The organism is Pinirhizobacter soli (genome assembly GCF_015905305.1).
Lineage (GTDB): Bacteria > Pseudomonadota > Gammaproteobacteria > Xanthomonadales > Rhodanobacteraceae > Pinirhizobacter > Pinirhizobacter soli.
Window position 1 is genome coordinate 144757 of the sequence record NZ_JADZLQ010000003.1, and the last position, 16854, is coordinate 161610.

17 protein-coding genes are annotated in these 16854 nt (G+C 66.3%); 13 read left to right on the forward strand and 4 right to left on the reverse strand.

Annotated features, from left to right (window positions below):
• Positions 1-45: 45 nt before the first annotated feature.
• Positions 46-285 carry a hypothetical protein gene (locus NDK18_RS14040; RefSeq protein ID WP_250626036.1) on the reverse strand — a complete coding sequence of 80 codons (240 nt, stop codon included), beginning with the start codon at positions 283-285 and terminating at the stop codon, positions 46-48.
• Positions 286-495: 210 nt separating this feature from the next.
• Complete coding sequence (locus tag NDK18_RS14045) at positions 496-1158, reverse strand: glutathione S-transferase family protein (protein ID WP_250628120.1); 663 nt, start codon at positions 1156-1158, stop codon at positions 496-498.
• Positions 1159-1380: 222 nt separating this feature from the next.
• Here NDK18_RS14045 and NDK18_RS14050 point away from each other — a divergent pair, with 222 nt between their 5' ends.
• The 5 genes from NDK18_RS14050 to NDK18_RS14070 are packed head-to-tail and all read left to right on the forward strand — an operon-like array spanning position 1381 to position 7513.
• On the forward strand, positions 1381-3822 hold the full coding sequence (locus NDK18_RS14050) for a TonB-dependent receptor plug domain-containing protein (RefSeq protein WP_250626038.1): 2442 nt from the start codon (positions 1381-1383) through the stop codon (positions 3820-3822).
• A gap of 26 nt (positions 3823-3848) precedes the next feature.
• A complete protein-coding gene (locus NDK18_RS14055; protein WP_250628121.1) occupies positions 3849-4775 on the forward strand; it encodes an ABC transporter substrate-binding protein in 927 nt (308 codons plus the stop codon).
• The gene (locus NDK18_RS14060; protein ID WP_250628122.1) at positions 4762-5874 is read left to right on the forward strand and encodes an ABC transporter permease; all 1113 of its coding nucleotides are present in this window, start codon (positions 4762-4764) and stop codon (positions 5872-5874) included. Before NDK18_RS14055 ends, NDK18_RS14060 begins: the two co-directional genes overlap by 14 nt.
• Entirely contained in the window at positions 5871-6794 is a 924-nt protein-coding gene (locus tag NDK18_RS14065; RefSeq protein WP_250628123.1) for an ABC transporter ATP-binding protein, read from the forward strand. Before NDK18_RS14060 ends, NDK18_RS14065 begins: the two co-directional genes overlap by 4 nt.
• Positions 6791-7513, forward strand: a complete 723-nt coding sequence (locus NDK18_RS14070; RefSeq protein ID WP_250626042.1) for an ABC transporter permease — start codon at positions 6791-6793, stop codon at positions 7511-7513. Before NDK18_RS14065 ends, NDK18_RS14070 begins: the two co-directional genes overlap by 4 nt.
• On the opposite strand, the gene NDK18_RS14075 is transcribed toward NDK18_RS14070, so the two are convergent.
• Positions 7494-8369: an alpha/beta hydrolase family protein gene (locus tag NDK18_RS14075; RefSeq protein WP_250628124.1), complete on the reverse strand. Its 876-nt coding sequence runs from the start codon at positions 8367-8369 to the stop codon at positions 7494-7496. The genes NDK18_RS14070 and NDK18_RS14075 overlap by 20 nt on opposite strands.
• Positions 8370-8499: 130 nt before the next feature.
• On the opposite strand from NDK18_RS14075, the gene NDK18_RS14080 reads away from it, so the two are divergent.
• From NDK18_RS14080 to NDK18_RS14115, 8 genes are read left to right on the forward strand one after another with little or no spacing between them, the layout of a single operon-like run.
• Positions 8500-9210: a FadR/GntR family transcriptional regulator gene (locus tag NDK18_RS14080; RefSeq protein WP_250628125.1), complete on the forward strand. Its 711-nt coding sequence runs from the start codon at positions 8500-8502 to the stop codon at positions 9208-9210.
• The gene (locus tag NDK18_RS14085) at positions 9207-10139 is read left to right on the forward strand and encodes a 2-dehydro-3-deoxygalactonokinase (protein ID WP_250628126.1); all 933 of its coding nucleotides are present in this window, start codon (positions 9207-9209) and stop codon (positions 10137-10139) included. Before NDK18_RS14080 ends, NDK18_RS14085 begins: the two co-directional genes overlap by 4 nt.
• The gene (locus NDK18_RS14090; RefSeq protein ID WP_250626046.1) at positions 10136-10774 is read left to right on the forward strand and encodes a 2-dehydro-3-deoxy-6-phosphogalactonate aldolase; all 639 of its coding nucleotides are present in this window, start codon (positions 10136-10138) and stop codon (positions 10772-10774) included. Before NDK18_RS14085 ends, NDK18_RS14090 begins: the two co-directional genes overlap by 4 nt.
• The gene (dgoD, locus tag NDK18_RS14095; RefSeq protein WP_250626047.1) at positions 10771-11919 is read left to right on the forward strand and encodes a galactonate dehydratase; all 1149 of its coding nucleotides are present in this window, start codon (positions 10771-10773) and stop codon (positions 11917-11919) included. The genes NDK18_RS14090 and dgoD overlap by 4 nt, the downstream gene beginning before the upstream one ends.
• Entirely contained in the window at positions 11919-12683 is a 765-nt protein-coding gene (locus NDK18_RS14100; protein WP_250626048.1) for an SDR family NAD(P)-dependent oxidoreductase, read from the forward strand. Before dgoD ends, NDK18_RS14100 begins: the two co-directional genes overlap by 1 nt.
• Positions 12680-13594: an SMP-30/gluconolactonase/LRE family protein gene (locus NDK18_RS14105; RefSeq protein WP_250628127.1), complete on the forward strand. Its 915-nt coding sequence runs from the start codon at positions 12680-12682 to the stop codon at positions 13592-13594. The genes NDK18_RS14100 and NDK18_RS14105 overlap by 4 nt, the downstream gene beginning before the upstream one ends.
• A 34-nt stretch (positions 13595-13628) precedes the next feature.
• Positions 13629-15026 (forward strand): sugar porter family MFS transporter, encoded by a 1398-nt coding sequence (locus NDK18_RS14110; protein WP_250628128.1) that lies wholly within the window; start codon positions 13629-13631, stop codon positions 15024-15026.
• 5 nt (positions 15027-15031) lie between these two features.
• Positions 15032-15817, forward strand: coding sequence for a 3-hydroxybutyrate dehydrogenase (locus NDK18_RS14115; RefSeq protein ID WP_250626051.1), 786 nt, complete (start codon positions 15032-15034; stop codon positions 15815-15817).
• 11 nt (positions 15818-15828) lie between these two features.
• On the opposite strand, the gene NDK18_RS14120 is transcribed toward NDK18_RS14115, so the two are convergent.
• Positions 15829-16818, reverse strand: coding sequence for an LLM class flavin-dependent oxidoreductase (locus NDK18_RS14120; RefSeq protein WP_250628129.1), 990 nt, complete (start codon positions 16816-16818; stop codon positions 15829-15831).
• Positions 16819-16854: the final 36 nt, after the last annotated feature.

A 16854-nucleotide genomic window follows, 5' to 3' on the forward strand; every position in this document is an offset into this window, starting at 1 on the left:
CCGGCGCGCTTGCCTGGCAAGCCAGGCGCGCGCCGTTACGACCTCTTAGTGCGCGGTGGAAGCGGCAGCAGGAGCCGTGCCGGAGGCAGCCGGAGCGGCCGTGGCGGACGCAGCCGGGGTCATGGCCGTGGACGCTGCGGCCGGAGCTTCCGGAGCCGGGGCAGCGGCCGGGGCCGTGGACGCTGCGGCCGGAGCCGGCGGGGTGTCGCTGTTGTTGGAGCTGCAAGCAGCAACCAGGGCGATGGAGGCGAGGGCGAGCAGGCGGAGCGAGGTGGTGGCTTTCATGTCTTTTTCCATGGCTTAAAAGGGCAAAGTGCCGGCGCGATGCCAACCAGCGAACCGGTTGATTCTTCCACGGCATTGGAACACCGCGCCTGCGTTCGGATAGTGCAACTGCTTTTGTCAGCTGACAGGGATCGGTTGATGAAACCGATTTAACGACCCAGTTGCCGGTCCCCCGCCCAGGCCATTGCCTACCGGCAACGTCCCAGGCGCCTATTCTGCACCGGATTGGGTCGAATCATTCAACCAGTCGCTAATTCCCTCACGCCGGCATGCCTCGATGAAGGAGTTCATCGAGCGCCGGCGCTTCACATAGCGTGCCATGTTTGGCCAGTTTGTGGCAGGGCACGGCATGTTACGGGTCCAGCGCATCAGCATGATAACGAGGAAATCAAGGCTCGTCAGGCGCCCGGACAGGAAGAAATCGCGGCCGTCGGCCAGATGGCCGTCCAGCCGCGCCACCGCCGCTTCGATGCGTGAGCGGGACAGCGCCCGCACGGCGTCGGCCCCTGAGGGATCGCCATCGACGCCCGCGTAGAACCAGTCGCGCATGGCCGGAAGCAGGCTATTGGCGAGGAATATCGTCCATTCCAGGTATTCGGCACGGTCCTGGTCGCCGGGCAAGGGAGCCCATGCGCGCTCCGGATGCCGCTCGGCAAGCAAGGTGGCCAGCGCCACGCATTCGTGCCGCGGCTGGCCATCGACGATCAGGGTGGGGACACGCCCGTCGGGGTTGAGCGCCAGATACGCAGGTTCTTTCTGTGCGCCGGTCTCGATGTCCACCAGCACCAACTCGAAGGGCACGCCGAGCTCGATGAGCATCCAGTGCACCACGAAGCTCGCCGTGGAGGGTGAGTAATAGAGCGTGTAGCCCAAAGTCGATCCCTTGGTTCTCCGGATCGCGAATTCTAGCCCAGCCCCTCACCGTAGCCCTCATTGTTGCTACGCAACATAGGAAAGATTCGCATAGCAGAAGACCCCTACATTTCCGTTACATTCGAGTTGCCGCATTGCAACACGCGAGTCGCACCGCCCGCCAAACCGGCGAGTACAGACCGGTGGCCGGGGATCTTCCAGTACGTCTTCCAGAGGGGCAGCATGCGAATCCAGCCAGGCAACCGCCGTCATCCGCTATTCCTCGCGCTTGGGATCACCCTCGCGCTCCCGGCGTCCAGCGCCTTCGCCCAGGATCTCGCCCAGGTCGGTACCGGAGCGTCCGAACAAGATGCTCGGCAGCTGCAACAGGTGATCGTGACCGGTACCCGCACCACCAACCGGACAGAAGCTGAATCCCTTTCGCCGATCGACGTGCTGACACCCGCCGACCTTTCGGCAAGCGGCAGCACGGACCTGGCCTCGGCACTTTCCTCGCTGCTGCCGTCGCTGGATTTCCCGCGCCCGGCGATCAACGATGGCAACGACGCGATCCGCCCGGCGACCTTGCGCGGCCTGTCGCCCGACGACGTGCTGGTGCTGGTGGACGGCAAGCGTTATCACACCACCAGCCTGATCAATTACAACTCCTCCATCGGCCGCGGCGCGGCACCGGTGGATTTGAACTCCATCCCGGTCTCGGCCATCGACCATATCGAAGTGCTGCGTGATGGTGCCGCGGCGCAGTACGGTTCGGACGCGATCGCCGGCGTGATCAACGTGGTGCTCAAGCACGGCGGCGAGGCGGGCCAGAACTCCATCACCGCCAGCGGCGGCATCCAGGACAAGGGGGACGGCGCGCAGAACGGCCTGATGGGTTCGGTAGGTATCCCGCTGGGCGGCGACGGCAAAGGTGGCAAGGCACCTGGCTGGCTGCGCCTGGCCTGGAACTACAGCGACACCATGAAGACCAACCGTGCGGAAAACACGGATATTTCAACGACGCTTGCCGGTGCGCCCAATCCCAGCGGCATCCCGTACGAGCGGTACGGCGATCCATCCGTGGTGACCAAGCAGGCGCTGCTGAACTTCGGCTACGACATCACCCCTGGGGTGGAGCTGTACGGCTACCTCAACCTCGGCCGCCGCGAAGTGGACTCCAACGGTTACTACCGTGCCTTCGATTCCGTCCGCAGCGTGATCGAGGTGTACCCCAACGGATTCCTGCCGCACATCATCAACAACTCCAACGACAGCGCCGCGGTATTGGGTGCGCGCGGCACCACCGACGGGGGCTGGAGCTGGGATGCATCGGCCGACTACGGCGTGAACAACCTGGTGTTCGACATCGGCAATTCGATCAACACCAACCTGTACCGATCCACCGGTTCCTCACCCACTTATTTCTACGCCGGTGGATTCCGCAATGAACAGAGCGTGGCCAATGTCGATATCAGCAAACCGCTGCAGGTGGGATGGCTGCCGAATCCGCTGACACTTTCCTTTGGCGGTGAATACCGGCACGAGAAATACACCATCGACGCTGGTGAGCCGGATTCGTACTACTTCAATCCCAACACGTTGATCCCCGGCACCACCGGCCCCTACGCAGGCGGCTCGCAGGTGTTCCCGGGCCTCACGCCATCGGTGGCGGGCACGTTCACCCGCCACAGCGAGGCAGCCTACGTGGATGCCGAGACCGACATCACCAGCCGGTTTTCCGCGGGGGTTGCGGCGCGTTATGAGCACTACAGCGATGCCGGCTCCACGCGTTCGGGCAAGTTGTCCGGCCGCTTCCAGCTCACCGACACCATCGCATTGCGCGGCACCGTGTCCAATGGCTTCCGCGCGCCGTCGCTGGCCCAGCAGAACTACGAATCGGTGGTCACGCTGATCCAGAACGGCACGCTGGCGCAGATCGGCACTTTCCGTACCTCCGACCCCGCCGCCATCGCCCTCGGCGCCAAGCCGCTGACCCCTGAAAAATCCACCAATTACGGTTTGGGCGCGGTGTGGCAGCCGAACAATGCCTTCAGCGCCACGCTGGACGTGTACCAAATTCGTATCTGGAACCAGATCCTTTACTCCGACCAGATCGCAGTGGATCCGACACCGACCAGCCAGGTGACCGGTGCCCAGTTCTTCGTCAACGGCGCCACCACCCGCACGCGCGGCGCCGACCTGATCGCCAACTACACCACGGACCTGGACAGCTGGGGCAAGCTGCGCTTCTCCGCCAGTGGCAACTACAACAAGACCAAGGTGCTCGAGATCACCACGCCGGCGTTCGGCCGCAGCAGCGAGGGTTTGTTGACCTCCAGCACGCCGCGCACCAAGTACGTGTTCGCCGGTGACTGGCTACTGGGCAGTTTCGACCTGCATGCCAACCTCACCCGCTATGGCGCGGTAATCCGGCGTGGCGACCTGGACGATGCCAGCCAGGATCAGAGATTCTCCGCGCGCTGGCTGCTGGATCTTGCCGCCAGCTACAACCTTGATGCCTGGACCTTCACCTTGGGTGGCGACAACGTCACCAACCAGTACCCCACCAAGGCGGCATTGAACAACGTCTACGAAGACCGGGCGGACGGCCTGCAGTACTCCTCGCTATCGCCGTTCGGTTTCAACGGCCGCTACTGGTACGGCAAGGTCACCTTCAAGTTCTGACCGGTTTATAGTCGGGCCCGACCCTCGTGCAAGGAGTCGGGCCCATCGCCACCTGGCGCACCATCTTCGTCGTTGCCTGCCTGCTGCTGGCAGGCAACGCCTTCGCCCAAGCCATTCGCGTCGGCTCCAAGGCCGACAACGAAGGCGCCGTGCTCGGCCAGGTGATCGTGCAGGTGCTGCGCCATGCCGGCATGCCCGTTGACGACCGCACGCAACTGGGCCCCACTGCCATCGTGCGTCGCGCCCTGCTGGCGGGCGAGCTGGACATCTATCCCGAATACACCGGCAACGCGGCGTTCTTCTTCCACCGCGAAGACGACCCTTCTTTCCGCGATGCGTCACGCGCCCATGCGCTGGCCACGGCGCTTGATCGCCAGGCCAACGCACTGGTGTGGATGCAGCAAGCGCCGGCGGACAATCATTGGGGCATCGCCGTCCCCCATGCCCTGGCCGAGCGCGAGCACCTGCGCACATTGAACGACTTCGCGCGGTGGGTGAACGGCGGCGCGCGGGTGAAGCTGGCAGGCTCCGCGGAGTTCGTCGACAGCGCCGCGGCGTTGCCTGCATTCGAGAAGGCGTACGGCTTCACCATGCGCGGGGACCAGTTGCTGGTGCTTGCCGGCGGCGACACTTCGGTAACGATCAAGGCCGCGGCCGAGGGCACCTCGGGCGTGAACGCCAGCATGGTGTACCTGACCGATGGCGCGCTGGCGATCACCGGCCTGGTGGTGCTGGAGGATCCACGTAAGGTGGAACTGGTGTATCAGCCGGCACCGGTGGCGAGAGCTGAGTTGCTGCAAAAATATCCGGCGATCCCCGCCCTGCTCGATCCGGTCTTCGAACGATTGGACGTGGACACGTTGCGCCGGTTGAACGCACGCACCCAGGTAGACGGCACCGATGCTTCGGTGGTGGCGCACGATTTCCTGGAGGGCATCCATGCGCTGGACTGAGCGTACCTGGCCACTCGCCTTGCTCGCGCTGGGCATCGCCGGATTGCTGGCGTCGCTGGTATTGAACGCGGTGGTGGTGGCTCCGAACCGGCTGCTTACTGGGCATGGGTACGTGTCCATCGCCATTCCCACTTTGCGCTGGCTGCCGCTGGCGTGGCTGGTGGTGCTGGCGACATCGCGCCTGCCGGCCGCGGCAGGACTGGCGGCGGCCATGTCAGTGTTATCTGCTTTGCTGCTTGCCACGGGCCTCGCTGCCGCCGGCTTGCTTGCCGCCGCTGGCGAGCACGCGCGGGTGCAACTGGGCGCGGGCTTCTGGTGCATGGTCACGGCAGCGGTGTTGCTGGTGGCCGATCGCCTGCGCGAACTCAAGGCGCGGCCTTACCTGCGCCTTGCCTGCTGGACCGGCCTTGCGCTGCTGGTGGTGGCGATGGCTGCCACGGGTGTGTTCGACAGGCTTTCCGTCGTGCAGGAATTCGCCCTGCAGCGAACGCGCTTCATCACGGCCGTGGGCCAGCATCTGTTGCTGGCCTTCGCCGCCGCCGCTGCGGCAGTGGCCCTGGGTGCGCCGCTGGCCATGGCCGTGGCGCAACGGCAAGGTGGGCGTGGCGCCACGCTTGCCGTGCTGAACCTGGTGCAGACCATTCCCTCGATGGCCCTGTTCGCCTTGCTGGTGGCGCCATTGGCCTGGCTTGGAGTGGGCGGCACGGGTAACGCACCGGCGCTGGTCGCGCTCACCGCTTACGCCTTGCTGCCGGTGGTGCGCTACACGCTGGCTGGCCTGGCTACGGCGCCGCCCGCAGCCCTGGACGCGGCGCGCGGCATGGGCCTGCAACCCTGGCAGGTACTTACGCGCGTGCAGTTGCCGCTTGGCCTGCCGGTGTTCGCGGCGGGCCTGCGCATCGTGCTGGTGCAGTCGATCGGCCTGGCCGCGGTGGCGGCGCTGGTGGGCGCCGGCGGCCTGGGACGATTCGTGTTCCTGGGCCTGGGCCAGGGCGCCAATGACCTTGTCATGCTGGGCACGCTGGCCATCATCGTGCTGGCCCTTGCCGCCGATGGCGCGTGCCGCGCCCTGGAACGATGGATGGAGCCGCGCGCGTGATTGAATTCTCCAACGTCAGCAAACGATTCGGGCAGGGCGAGGCGGTGGATGGCGTGTCGCTGCAGATCGCCTCGGGCGAGTTGTTCGTGCTGGTCGGCCCCTCCGGTTCGGGCAAGTCCACCTTGCTGCGCATGATCAACCGCCTGGTCGAACCCGATGAAGGTTCGGTACGCATCGACGGGAAAGATGTACGCGATACGCCGGCGACCGACCTTCGCCGCGGCATCGGCTATGCGATCCAGTCGGTCGGCCTGTTCCCGCATTGGTCGGTGGCGCGCAACATCGGCACCGTGCCCCGCCTTCTGGGCTGGAGTAACGACCGCATCGAAGCCCGCGTGCAGGAGCTGATGGCGATGCTGGAACTCGATGCCGGCATCGCCACGCGCCTGCCCGCGGAACTTTCTGGCGGCCAGCAACAACGCGTGGGCGTGGCCCGGGCGATGGCGGCCACGCCTGCCATCGTGCTGATGGATGAACCCTTCGGTGCGCTCGACCCGGTCACCCGCGAAAAACTGCAGCACGCCTTCCGCCGCATCCACGCCGATACCGGCACCACCGTGGTGTTCGTTACCCATGACATGGACGAAGCGCTGCAGTTGGGTGATCGCATAGCCTTCATCGACGGCGGGCACGTTCGCCAGTGCGGTACGCCGCTGGAGTTGTTGTTGAGCCCGGCGGACGAGGTCGTGCGCGGTTTCGTCGGTGGCGCATCGGCAGGCTTGCGCCTGCTGTCGGTGCGCAAAGTGCGCGACGCCATGACGCCGGGAAGCGTGGCCGATGGAACGCCTTCGATCAACGCCGATGCGGACCTTCGCCAGGCGTTGTCGATGATGGTCGATTCACGCTTGCGTACGTTGCGTGTCGACGGCGCCGATGGCCAGGTGATCAGCCTGGATGGCCTGCTGGCGCCACCGCGATGAACTGGCGCATCGCCCTGCCGGCACTGGCCCTGGTGGCCCTGTTGCTCTGGCTGCCGCATTCGGCGCCCGCGTTCCACGCGATGTTCCCCGCGCTGGGAAAGCCGGTGTACTTGCGCACGGGGTTCGGGCAGCTGGTGGCCATCCATGCGGGCATCGTGCTGCTGGCGAGCGCCACCGCCGTACTGGTGGGACTGGCCGTGGCCGCGCTGGTCACGCGCCCCTTCGCCGGCAGCCTGCTGCCGACGGCCAATGCCGTGGCCGTGGTGGGCCAGACCATCCCGCCGGTGGCGGTGCTGGTGCTGTCCGTGCCCTTGCTGGGCTTCGGCGCGCCGCCCACTTTGTTGGCGCTGACGGTGTATGGGGTGCTTCCCGTGCTTGGCCAGGCCATCGCGGGCTTGCGCAGCGTGCCGCCGGATGCGATCGCCGCGGCGGATGGCATGGGCTACGGGCCGTGGCGGCGCCTGAAAGATGCCGAGCTGCCTCTGGCGGTGCCGGCGATCATGTCCGGCGTGCGGCTATCGGTGATCGTGGCCGTGGGCACGGCCACCATCGGATCGACCGTGGGCGCCACCACCTTGGGCTCGCCCATCGTCGAGGGCCTGGTCGGCAACAACCCCGCTTACGTCGTGCAGGGCGCCCTGCTGGTGGCGGCGCTGGCGATGCTGTTCGACGGCCTGCTCGAATGGGTGGAGCGGCGCGTTACTTCGCGTGGTCGCTAAGCCAGTCGACCACGGTTGAGGTGAGCGCCAGGCGCTTGTCCGAATAGGGATGGTCGGTGTCGAAGTGGCGGGTCTGGACGTCAGTGTCCCCGGCCTTGCGCAGGGCATCGGCCAGCGCCTCCGCCGAGGGCTGCAGGCCGTCGTTGGAGGAGATCAGCAGGGCCGGGCGGTCCTTCAGCAGCGGCACCCACGACTGGAACTTCCAGGTCGCTGTATTGGCCTGGGCTTCGGCGATCAATCCATCCACGGTGCAGCCCACCAGCGGAATGATGTCTTCTTCCCATTCCTTGCGCTGCGCGCCCTGGACCTTGTCGGGGGTGACGCTACCCATGTCGGCGCCGGAAATCATCACCAGGCCCTTGACGTCCTTGGCATGGCCCACCGCCCAACCTGCAGCGAAGCCGCCCATGCTGTGGCCGGCGACGAAGATCCGGTCACGGTCGATGCGGTAGTCCTTCGCATGCGCAGGATCGCGCACGAAGGCCACCGCGGCGTCGGCATCTTCCAGCACATGGGTGAGCGAGAACGTACCTGGGCTACCCCACGACCCACGGTAATGCAGGGTCAGGACATTGAAACCCGCCCGGCGGACAGCCTGGGCCAGGTCGAGGTTCTGCTCGTTGCCGGGAAAACCATGGAACAGCACCAGGGTGGGATGCGGCCCCGCACCCGAGGCGAGGTACAGCACCGCATTCATCTTCGAGCCGTGGCTGTCGATCTGGGCAACCTGCATGCTGGCGGGGTTCGCCTTGTCGGCCGGCGGATCGGCGGTGACCACCCCGGGGTGCGGGTAGGGAGCGGCCGAGACGCTGAAAACCAGCGCTGACAGGACAAGGCAGGCCAATATCGAGCGCATCGGGGACATTCCAGGGCTGGAGGTGTCCAAGCGTGGGGCCTGCCGAATTTGGGCGCAAGGCGGACCGATGTATTCCGCCAACGATGTGCTATAAATGATTTGTATGACAAATGACCCTGAGGGGGTCCACGTGGCACGAACGACGGGACCGCGAAACCTGCATGGCCAGGTGGTCCAGGAACTGGGACAGATGATCGTCGGGGGCAGCCTTGCTCCGGGCGAACCTTTGCCGCGCGAGGAAGCCCTGGCCACCCGCATGGCTGTCAGCCGCACGGTACTACGCGAAGCGCTGAAAGTGTTGGCTGCCAAGGGCTTGATCGAAACCCGCCAGAAGACCGGCATGCGCGTGCGCGAAACCCGCTTCTGGAACCAGCTCGACGCTGATGTCCTGGCCTGGCGGTGCGCGGCGATGCCCACCGACGACTTCGTCGACAAGCTGGTGGAGATGCGCGAGATCGTCGAGCCCGCCGCCGCGGCCGCCGCCGCGCGCCGTCGCGACGACGCCCAACTGGCCGAGGTCGCCGCCGCTTACCAGGCGATGGACGAGGCGATGGACCTGGACGCCTGGGCCGAAGCCGACGTCCGCTTTCACGAAGCGGTGCTGCGCGCCACCAACAATGAATTGCTCGGATCGCTGTTCTCGGTGATCCAGACCGCCCTTGCCACGTATTTCCTGATGTCCGCCCGCACCACCGCCAACTTCCGGTATTCCCTGCCCCAGCACCATGCCGTGTACGACGCCATCCGTCGGCGCCGGCCCAACGCCGCGGCCGACGCGATGCGGGGCCTGATCAGCGCTTCGCGCGATACCTTGAAAACGCGCCGCGCGGAAAAGCCATGAACCACCTGATCGCCCTGGATTGGGGCACTTCAAGCTTCCGTGCCTACCTGCTCGATGCCGCGGGCCTCATCGTGGAAACGCGCCACAAGCCGTGGGGCATCCGCCAGTTGCCCGAGGGCGGCTTCGGCGGTGCTTTTGCCGCGATGGTGGCCGGTTGGCCCGACTGCCCGGTGATCGCCGCCGGCATGGTGGGCAGCCGCAATGGCTGGCAGGAAGCGCCCTACCTTGATATTCCCGCAGGCGTCGCCGGGCTGGCGGCAGCCCTGGTGCCGGTTCCCGCTCCTGGCGGACGCCTGGTGTACCTGGTACCCGGCCTGCGCAACAGCCGCGGCCCCGACGTGATGCGCGGCGAAGAGACCCAGCTGGTCGGCGCCCTGGCACTGCGGCCGCCGCCCCAGGGCGAGGCGACCGTGGTGCTGCCCGGAACGCACAGCAAGTGGGTGCGGGTGAAGGATGGCGAGATCACCGATTTCGTTACCACGATGACGGGCGAACTGTTCGCCCTGCTGTCCCGCCATTCGATCCTGGCGGTGGAGATCAAGCCCGACGCACCCATGGACGTCGACGCCTTCAGCCGCGGCGTGCGCACCGCGCGCGCCAGTGGCGGCGCCGGCGGCGTGTCGCGGCTGTTCTCGACGCGGGCGTTGATGCTCGACGGCACGCTCGACGCGTCAAGCGTTCCGGATTACCTCTCGGGCCTGTTGATCGGCGAGGAAATCCGCTCGACCCTGGCCGACGGCCGCATGGACTGCACGTTGCCACTGCGCCTGGTGGGCGATGCCGCGCTCGGCGCGCGCTACCGCATGGCCGCCAGCGACTTCGCCCTTACCGTTTCACCCGCCGTTGAAGACACCGCCGCCCACGGGCTGTGGCTGATCGCCCGGCATGCCCATCTGCACGAACGAACCATCCACGGAGTTACCCCATGATCGGCGCCTGGCTCGATCCTCTTCCGCTCGTCGCCATCCTGCGTGGCATCACCCCCGCCGAGGCTGCCGACGTCGGCGATGTCCTGGTCGAAGCCGGCTTCCGCATCCTTGAGGTGCCGCTCAATTCCCCAGACCCTTTGCGCAGCATCGGCATCATGCGCGAGCGCTTCGGCGACCGTGCACTGGTAGGTGCCGGCACCGTGCTGTCGCCCGCGCGCGTCGATGAGGTCGCCGCCGCCGGCGGCAAGATCATCGTGATGCCGCACGCGGACGTGGCCGTGATCCGCGCAGCCAAGGCCGCCGGGCTTTACTGCCTGCCAGGCGTGTCCACCACCACCGAAGCCTTCGCCGCGCTCGACGCCGGCGCCGATGCGCTGAAGATCTTCCCCGCCGAACTGATCGGCCCGCATGTGCTCAAGGCATGGCGAGCCGTGCTGCCGAAGGACCTGGCGTTGCTGCCCGTGGGCGGCATCGAGCCCGGCAACATGGCGCCGTTCGTCAAAGCCGGCGCGAGCGGCTTCGGCATCGGCGGGGCGCTATACGCGCCCGGCCGCGCGCTCAGCGACACCTCCAACCGCGCGCATGCCTTTGCACAGGCCTGGGCCGCACTGGTCGCCACGGAGGCGAGCGCATGAAGATCACCGCCATCACCACCTTCATCGTGCCGCCGCGCTGGTGCTTCGTGCGCGTGGACACCGATGCCGGCATCAGCGGCTGGGGCGAGCCGATCGTCGAGGGCCGCGCGCACACCGTGGCCGCCGCGGTGGACGAACTCGCCGACTACCTGATCGGCAAGGATCCCCGCCGCATCCAGGACCACTGGAGCGTGCTGTACCGCGCCGGCTTCTACCGTGGCGGCCCGGTGCTGATGAGCGCGCTGGCCGGCATCGACCACGCCCTGTGGGATATCCATGGCAAGGCGTTGGGCGTGCCCGTGCACGTGCTGCTGGGCGGCCCGGTGCGCGATAAAATCCGCGTGTATTCGTGGATCGGCGGCGATCGTCCGGCCGACACCGCCGATGCTGCCCGCGCCGCCGTCGCCCGCGGCTTCAGCGCGGTGAAGATGAACGGCACCGAGGAACTGCAGTACGTCGACTCCCACGCCAAGGTCGACCGCATGCTGGCCAACGTCCAGGCCGTACGCGAAGCCGTCGGCCCGGACATCGGCCTGGGCGTGGATTTCCACGGCCGCGTGCACAAGCCGATGGCCAAGGTGCTGATGCGCGAACTTGCGCCATACAACCTGATGTTCATCGAAGAGCCCGTGCTCTCCGAACACCTGGAGAGCATCCCGGAACTGGCGGCCATTTCGCCCGCGCCGATCGCCCTGGGCGAGCGCCTGTATTCCCGTTTCGATTTCAAGCGCGTGTTGCAGATCGGCGGCGTGGACATCATCCAGCCCGACCCGGCGCACGCCGGCGGCATCACCGAAACGGTGAAGATCGCCGCCATGGCCGAGGCCTACGACGTGGCCGTGGCCCTGCATTGCCCGCTGGGGCCGATCGCGCTGGCAGCGAATTTGCAGATCGATGCCGTCAGCCACAACGCTTTCATCCAGGAACAGAGCCTGGGCATCCACTACAACGCGGCGAACGACCTGCTCGACTACGTCGTCGACCGCAGCGTGTTCGCCTATGAAGACGGTTTTGTCACCATTCCCAATGGCCCGGGCCTCGGCATCGAAGTAAACCAGGCCTACGTGGACGAACGCGCCGCCGTGGGCCACCGCTGGCGAAACCCGGTGTGGCGCCATGAAGACGGCAGCGTGGCGGAGTGGTAATGAATCAGTACGCAAGCTATCCCAGCCTGCGCGACCGCGCGGTGCTGATCACCGGCGGCGCCAGTGGCATCGGCGCATCGTTCGTGACGCAGTTCGCCCGGCAGGGCGCGCGCGTGGCCTTTGTCGATCTTGACGACGGTGCCGCGGCTGCCTTGATCGAAAGCCTCGGCGATGTTCCCTTCAAGCCCGTCTACGCGCATACGGACCTCACCAACCTCGACGCCGTCGCCGCATCGATCCAGGCCCTGCGCGCGCAAACCGGCCCGTTCGGCGTGGTGATCAACAGTGCCGCCAACGACGCGCGGCATTCGCTCGACCAAGTGGATGAGGCCTTCTTCAACAAGAGCCTCGCGGTGAACCTGCGCCACCAGGTGTTCGTGACCCAGGCCGTGATCCCGGACATGCAGCAGCTGGGCCACGGCTCGGTCATCTGCATGGGGTCCACCGGCTGGATCCAGAAGAACGCCGGCTACCCGCTATACGCGATGGCCAAGGCCGCGGTACGCGGCTTCGTCAACGGCATGGCGCGCGAGCTCGGTGCACAGAACATCCGCATCAACTGCCTGGTGCCAGGTTGGGTGATTACGCCCAAGCAGCGCGAGCTTTGGCTCGACGAGGAAGGCGAGGCATCTATCCGCCGCATGCAGTGCATGCCCGGCCATATCGAGCCCGACGATCTGGCCCGCGCGGCGCTGTTCCTGGCCGCCGACGACAGCCGCATGTGCACCGGGCAGGACTACATCGTGGATGGTGGCTGGGTATGACCGATTCGCGTATCGCCCTTGCCGCGGGAAACATCCTGGGCGAAGGCGTGCAATGGGATGACCGCGGGCAGGCCGTGTGGTGGACGGATATCGTCGGGCGCACGCTGTGGCGCCTGCACCCGGCCAGCGGCGAAGTTGCCCATTGGGACATGCCCGAGCGGCTGGCGTCGTTTGCACTTTGCGACGATGCAAACGTTCTTTTGCTGGCGCTGGCATCAAAGCTGGCCTTCTGGCGCATCGACAGTGGCGAACTGCTGGTGCTGATGGACGTGGAACCAGGCAAGTCCACGCGCGCGAACGACGGCGCCTGCGACCGCCAGGGCCGTTTCGTCTTCGGCACGCTGCACGAACCTGCCAGCGGCCCGAAGCAAGCCGTGGGCGGCTTTTACCGGCTCGATCGCCACCTGCAACTGGAACACCTGCCGCTGCCTGGCGTTGCGATCAGCAACTCGATTGCCTTCAGCCCGTCCGGCGACGTGATGTACTTCTGCGACTCGCTGGACAAACGCATCATGTGCGTGGACTACGGCGACACCCTGGGCGAGCCGCGTGTATTCGTCGACGTTCGCGCCGAACCGGGCGAACCGGATGGCTCCACCGTCGATGCCGACGGCGGCCTGTGGAATGCGCGCTGGGGCGCCGGCCAGGTTGTCCGCTATACCCCCGACGGAACGCTCGCCGGCGTGTTCGAGGTGCCGGCACTTCAGCCCACGCGACCCGCTTTCGGCGGACCGATGCTCGATCGCCTGTACGTCACCAGCGCCAGCGACGGTTTGTCCGCTGCGGCACGCGGCGAAGGCGATGGTGCACTGCACACATTCGAACCCGGCTTCACCGGTTTGACCGAACCCCGCTTCGCGGGCGCCCCACCCAGCGGCCGGGCATGGCAAGATGCCCGCGCCATCCGTTGATCGAAGACTTCCAACGCACCCTCGGGAACACCCTATGAATAGCGTTGCATCCACTGCCGCGGCCACGCAGTCACATGCCAAGGCCACTGCCATCTTCACCTGCATCCTGGCCGCGCTCGCCGGCTTGATGTTCGGCCTGGATATCGGCGTGATCTCCGGCGCCACCGATTTCATCAAGGCCGACTTCGCCATCACCGACCGCACCGTCGAATGGATCGTCAGTTCCATGATGGGCGGCGCCGCGGTGGGCGCCCTGGGCGCCGGCTGGATGTCCTCGGCCCTGGGCCGCAAGCGCTCGCTGATCCTCGGCGCCGTGCTCTTCGTCATAGGTTCGGTGCTCTGTGGCGTGGCCACCAATCCCGAAACCCTGATCGTGGCGCGCGTGATCCTGGGCCTTGCCATCGGCATCGCCTCGTTCACCGCGCCGCTTTACCTGGCGGAAGTGGCGCCGGAGAAAATCCGCGGCGCGATGATCTCGCTCTACCAGCTGATGATCACCATCGGCATCCTGGTGGCCTTCCTGTCCGACCTCGCCTTCAGTTACACCGGCAGCTGGCGCTGGATGCTCGGCATCATCGCCGTCCCGGGCGCGTTGTTCCTGCTGGGCGTGCTGTGGCTGCCCGACAGCCCGCGCTGGCTGATGATGAAAGGCCGCAAGCAGGACGCCGACAACGTGCTGATGAAGCTGCGCGGCGATCGCAAGCTGGTCGATCACGAAATGGCCGATATCGCCGAGTCGCTGCAGACCCCGCAGCGTGGCTGGCACCTGTTCCAGGAAAACAGCAACTTCCGTCGTTCGGTCGGCCTGGGCGTGCTGCTGCAGGTGATGCAACAGCTGACCGGCATGAACGTGATGATGTATTACGCACCGCGCATCTTCGGCACCCTGGGCTACGATCACGAGTCCCAGCTTTGGTTTACCGCCATCGTCGGCCTGACCAACGTGCTGGCTACCTTCATCGCCATTGGCCTGGTCGACCGCATCGGCCGCAAGCCCATCCTCTACACCGGCTTCGTGGTGATGGCCGTGTCGCTGGCCGTCGTCGGCACGATGATCCACATCGGCACCACCACCCGCGCCGAGCAGTACTTCACCGTCGGCACCTTGCTGGTCTTCATCATCGGTTTCGCCATGTCGGCCGGCCCGCTGATCTGGACGCTGTGCTCGGAAGTCCAGCCATTGAAGGGACGCGACTTCGGCATCGGTGTTTCGACCTTCACCAACTGGGCCATGAACTGGGTGGTGGGCAACACCTTCCTTACCCTCGTCAACGGCATCGGCCCGGGCCAGACGTTCTGGCTGTATGCGGCCTTCAATGCGGTGTTCATCGTGCTCACCTTCCTGCTGGTGCCCGAGACCAAGGGCGTGACGCTTGAAGATATCGAACGCAAGCTGATGCACGGCAAGAAGCTCCGGGATATCGGCGCCTGATCGCCATGGGCGAGCTCGCCGGCAAGGTCGCCTTGGTCACCGGTGCCGCCAGCGGCATCGGCAAGGCCATCGCCCAGGCCTTCCACCAGGCGGGCGCGCGGGTGGTGATCGCCGACCTCGACGGCGATGCAGCCGAGGCGGTGGCCGGCGAGATCGACGGCGGCCGTGGCGACGCGATGGGCGTGGCCATGGACGTCGCCGACGAGGAAGCCGTCAACCAGGGCTTCGACGAAGTCGCCTCGCGCTGGGGTGCGGTGGACATTCTGGTGTCCAACGCGGGCATCCAGGTGATCGCCCCCTTGGTCGACCTCGAGTTCGCTGCCTGGAAAAAAATGCTCGCCATCCACCTGGATGGCGCATTCCTTACTTCACGTGCGGCGATGCGGCAGATGATCGCCGCCGGCAAGGGCGGGTCGATCCTGCTGATGGGCTCGGCCCATTCGCACGTGGCGTCGAAGTTCAAGGCGCCCTACGTTACTGCCAAGCACGGCCTGCTGGGCCTGGCCCGCACCATCGCCAAAGAAGGCGCGGCCCAGGGCATCCGCGCCAATGTGCTATGCCCGGGTTTCGTCCGTACGCCCCTGGTCGAGAAACAAATTCCCGAGCAGGCGAAGGAGCTGGGCATCAGCGAAAGCGAAGTGATCGCCAATGTGATGCTGCGCGACACCGTGGATGCGGAGTTCACCACGCTTGACGATATCGCCCGCGTGGCCGTGTTCATGGCAGCCTTCCCCACCAATGCGCTCACCGGCCAGTCGCTGCTGGCCTCGCATGGCTGGGTGATGGACTAAACCTTAAGCAACTACAGCGACTTCATCACCTGCGCCGCCAGCTCGAATGACTTCAGCCGTGCGGCATGGTCGAAGATCTGCGCTGTCAGCATCACCTCATCGGCGCCGGTGTCGGCGATGAAACCCTTGAGCTTCGTGCGCACGGTGTCCGTCGAGCCTACCGCCGCGTACTGCATGGTGTGCTCCAACCCACGCTGCTCCATCTCGCTCCAGCGGCCGTCCATGGTGTCCACCGGTGGCTGTAGCAGGCCCGGCGTGCCGCGGCGCAAATTCAGGAACTGCTGCTGCAACGAGGTGAACAGGTAGCGGGCTTCCTCGTCGCTGCCGGCGACGAAGGCGTTCACGCCCACCATCGCGTAAGGCTTGTCCAGTTGCGCGGACGGGCGGAACAGCGTGCGGTACACGTGCAGTGCCTGCATCAGCGCGTCTGGCGCGAAATGCGAGGCGAAGGCGAACGGCAGGCCCAGTTCCGCCGCAAGGCGCGCACTGAACAGGCTCGAACCCAGCAGCCAGATCGGAATATTCGAGCCCTGCCCCGGCACCGCGCGCACGCGCTGCAGCGGATGGGGCTCGCCCAGGAACTGCTGCAGTTCGGCAACATCCTCGGGGAAGCGCTCGTCGCTGGCACCCAATTCCCGGCGCAGGGCACGCGCGGTGAGTTGGTCGCTGCCGGGCGCGCGGCCCAGTCCAAGGTCGATGCGGCCTGGGAACAACGCGTCGAGGGTGCCGAACTGCTCGGCAATCACCAACGGCGCGTGGTTGGGCAGCATCACGCCGCCGGAGCCTACGCGGATGGTCGAGGTGGCCGCGGCCACGTGGGCGATCACGATCGACGTGGCGGCGCTGGCAATGCCGGGCATGTTGTGGTGCTCGGCAAGCCAGAAGCGTTTGTAGCCCCAGGCTTCCGCGTGCACCGCCAGGTCGCGGCTGTTGTTCAGGGCATCGCCGGCGCTACCGCCCTTGATGATGGGGGAGAGGTCGAGAACGGAATAAGAAGTCATGCCCCGTCAGATGGCGGCATGCCGGGGCATTGCAAG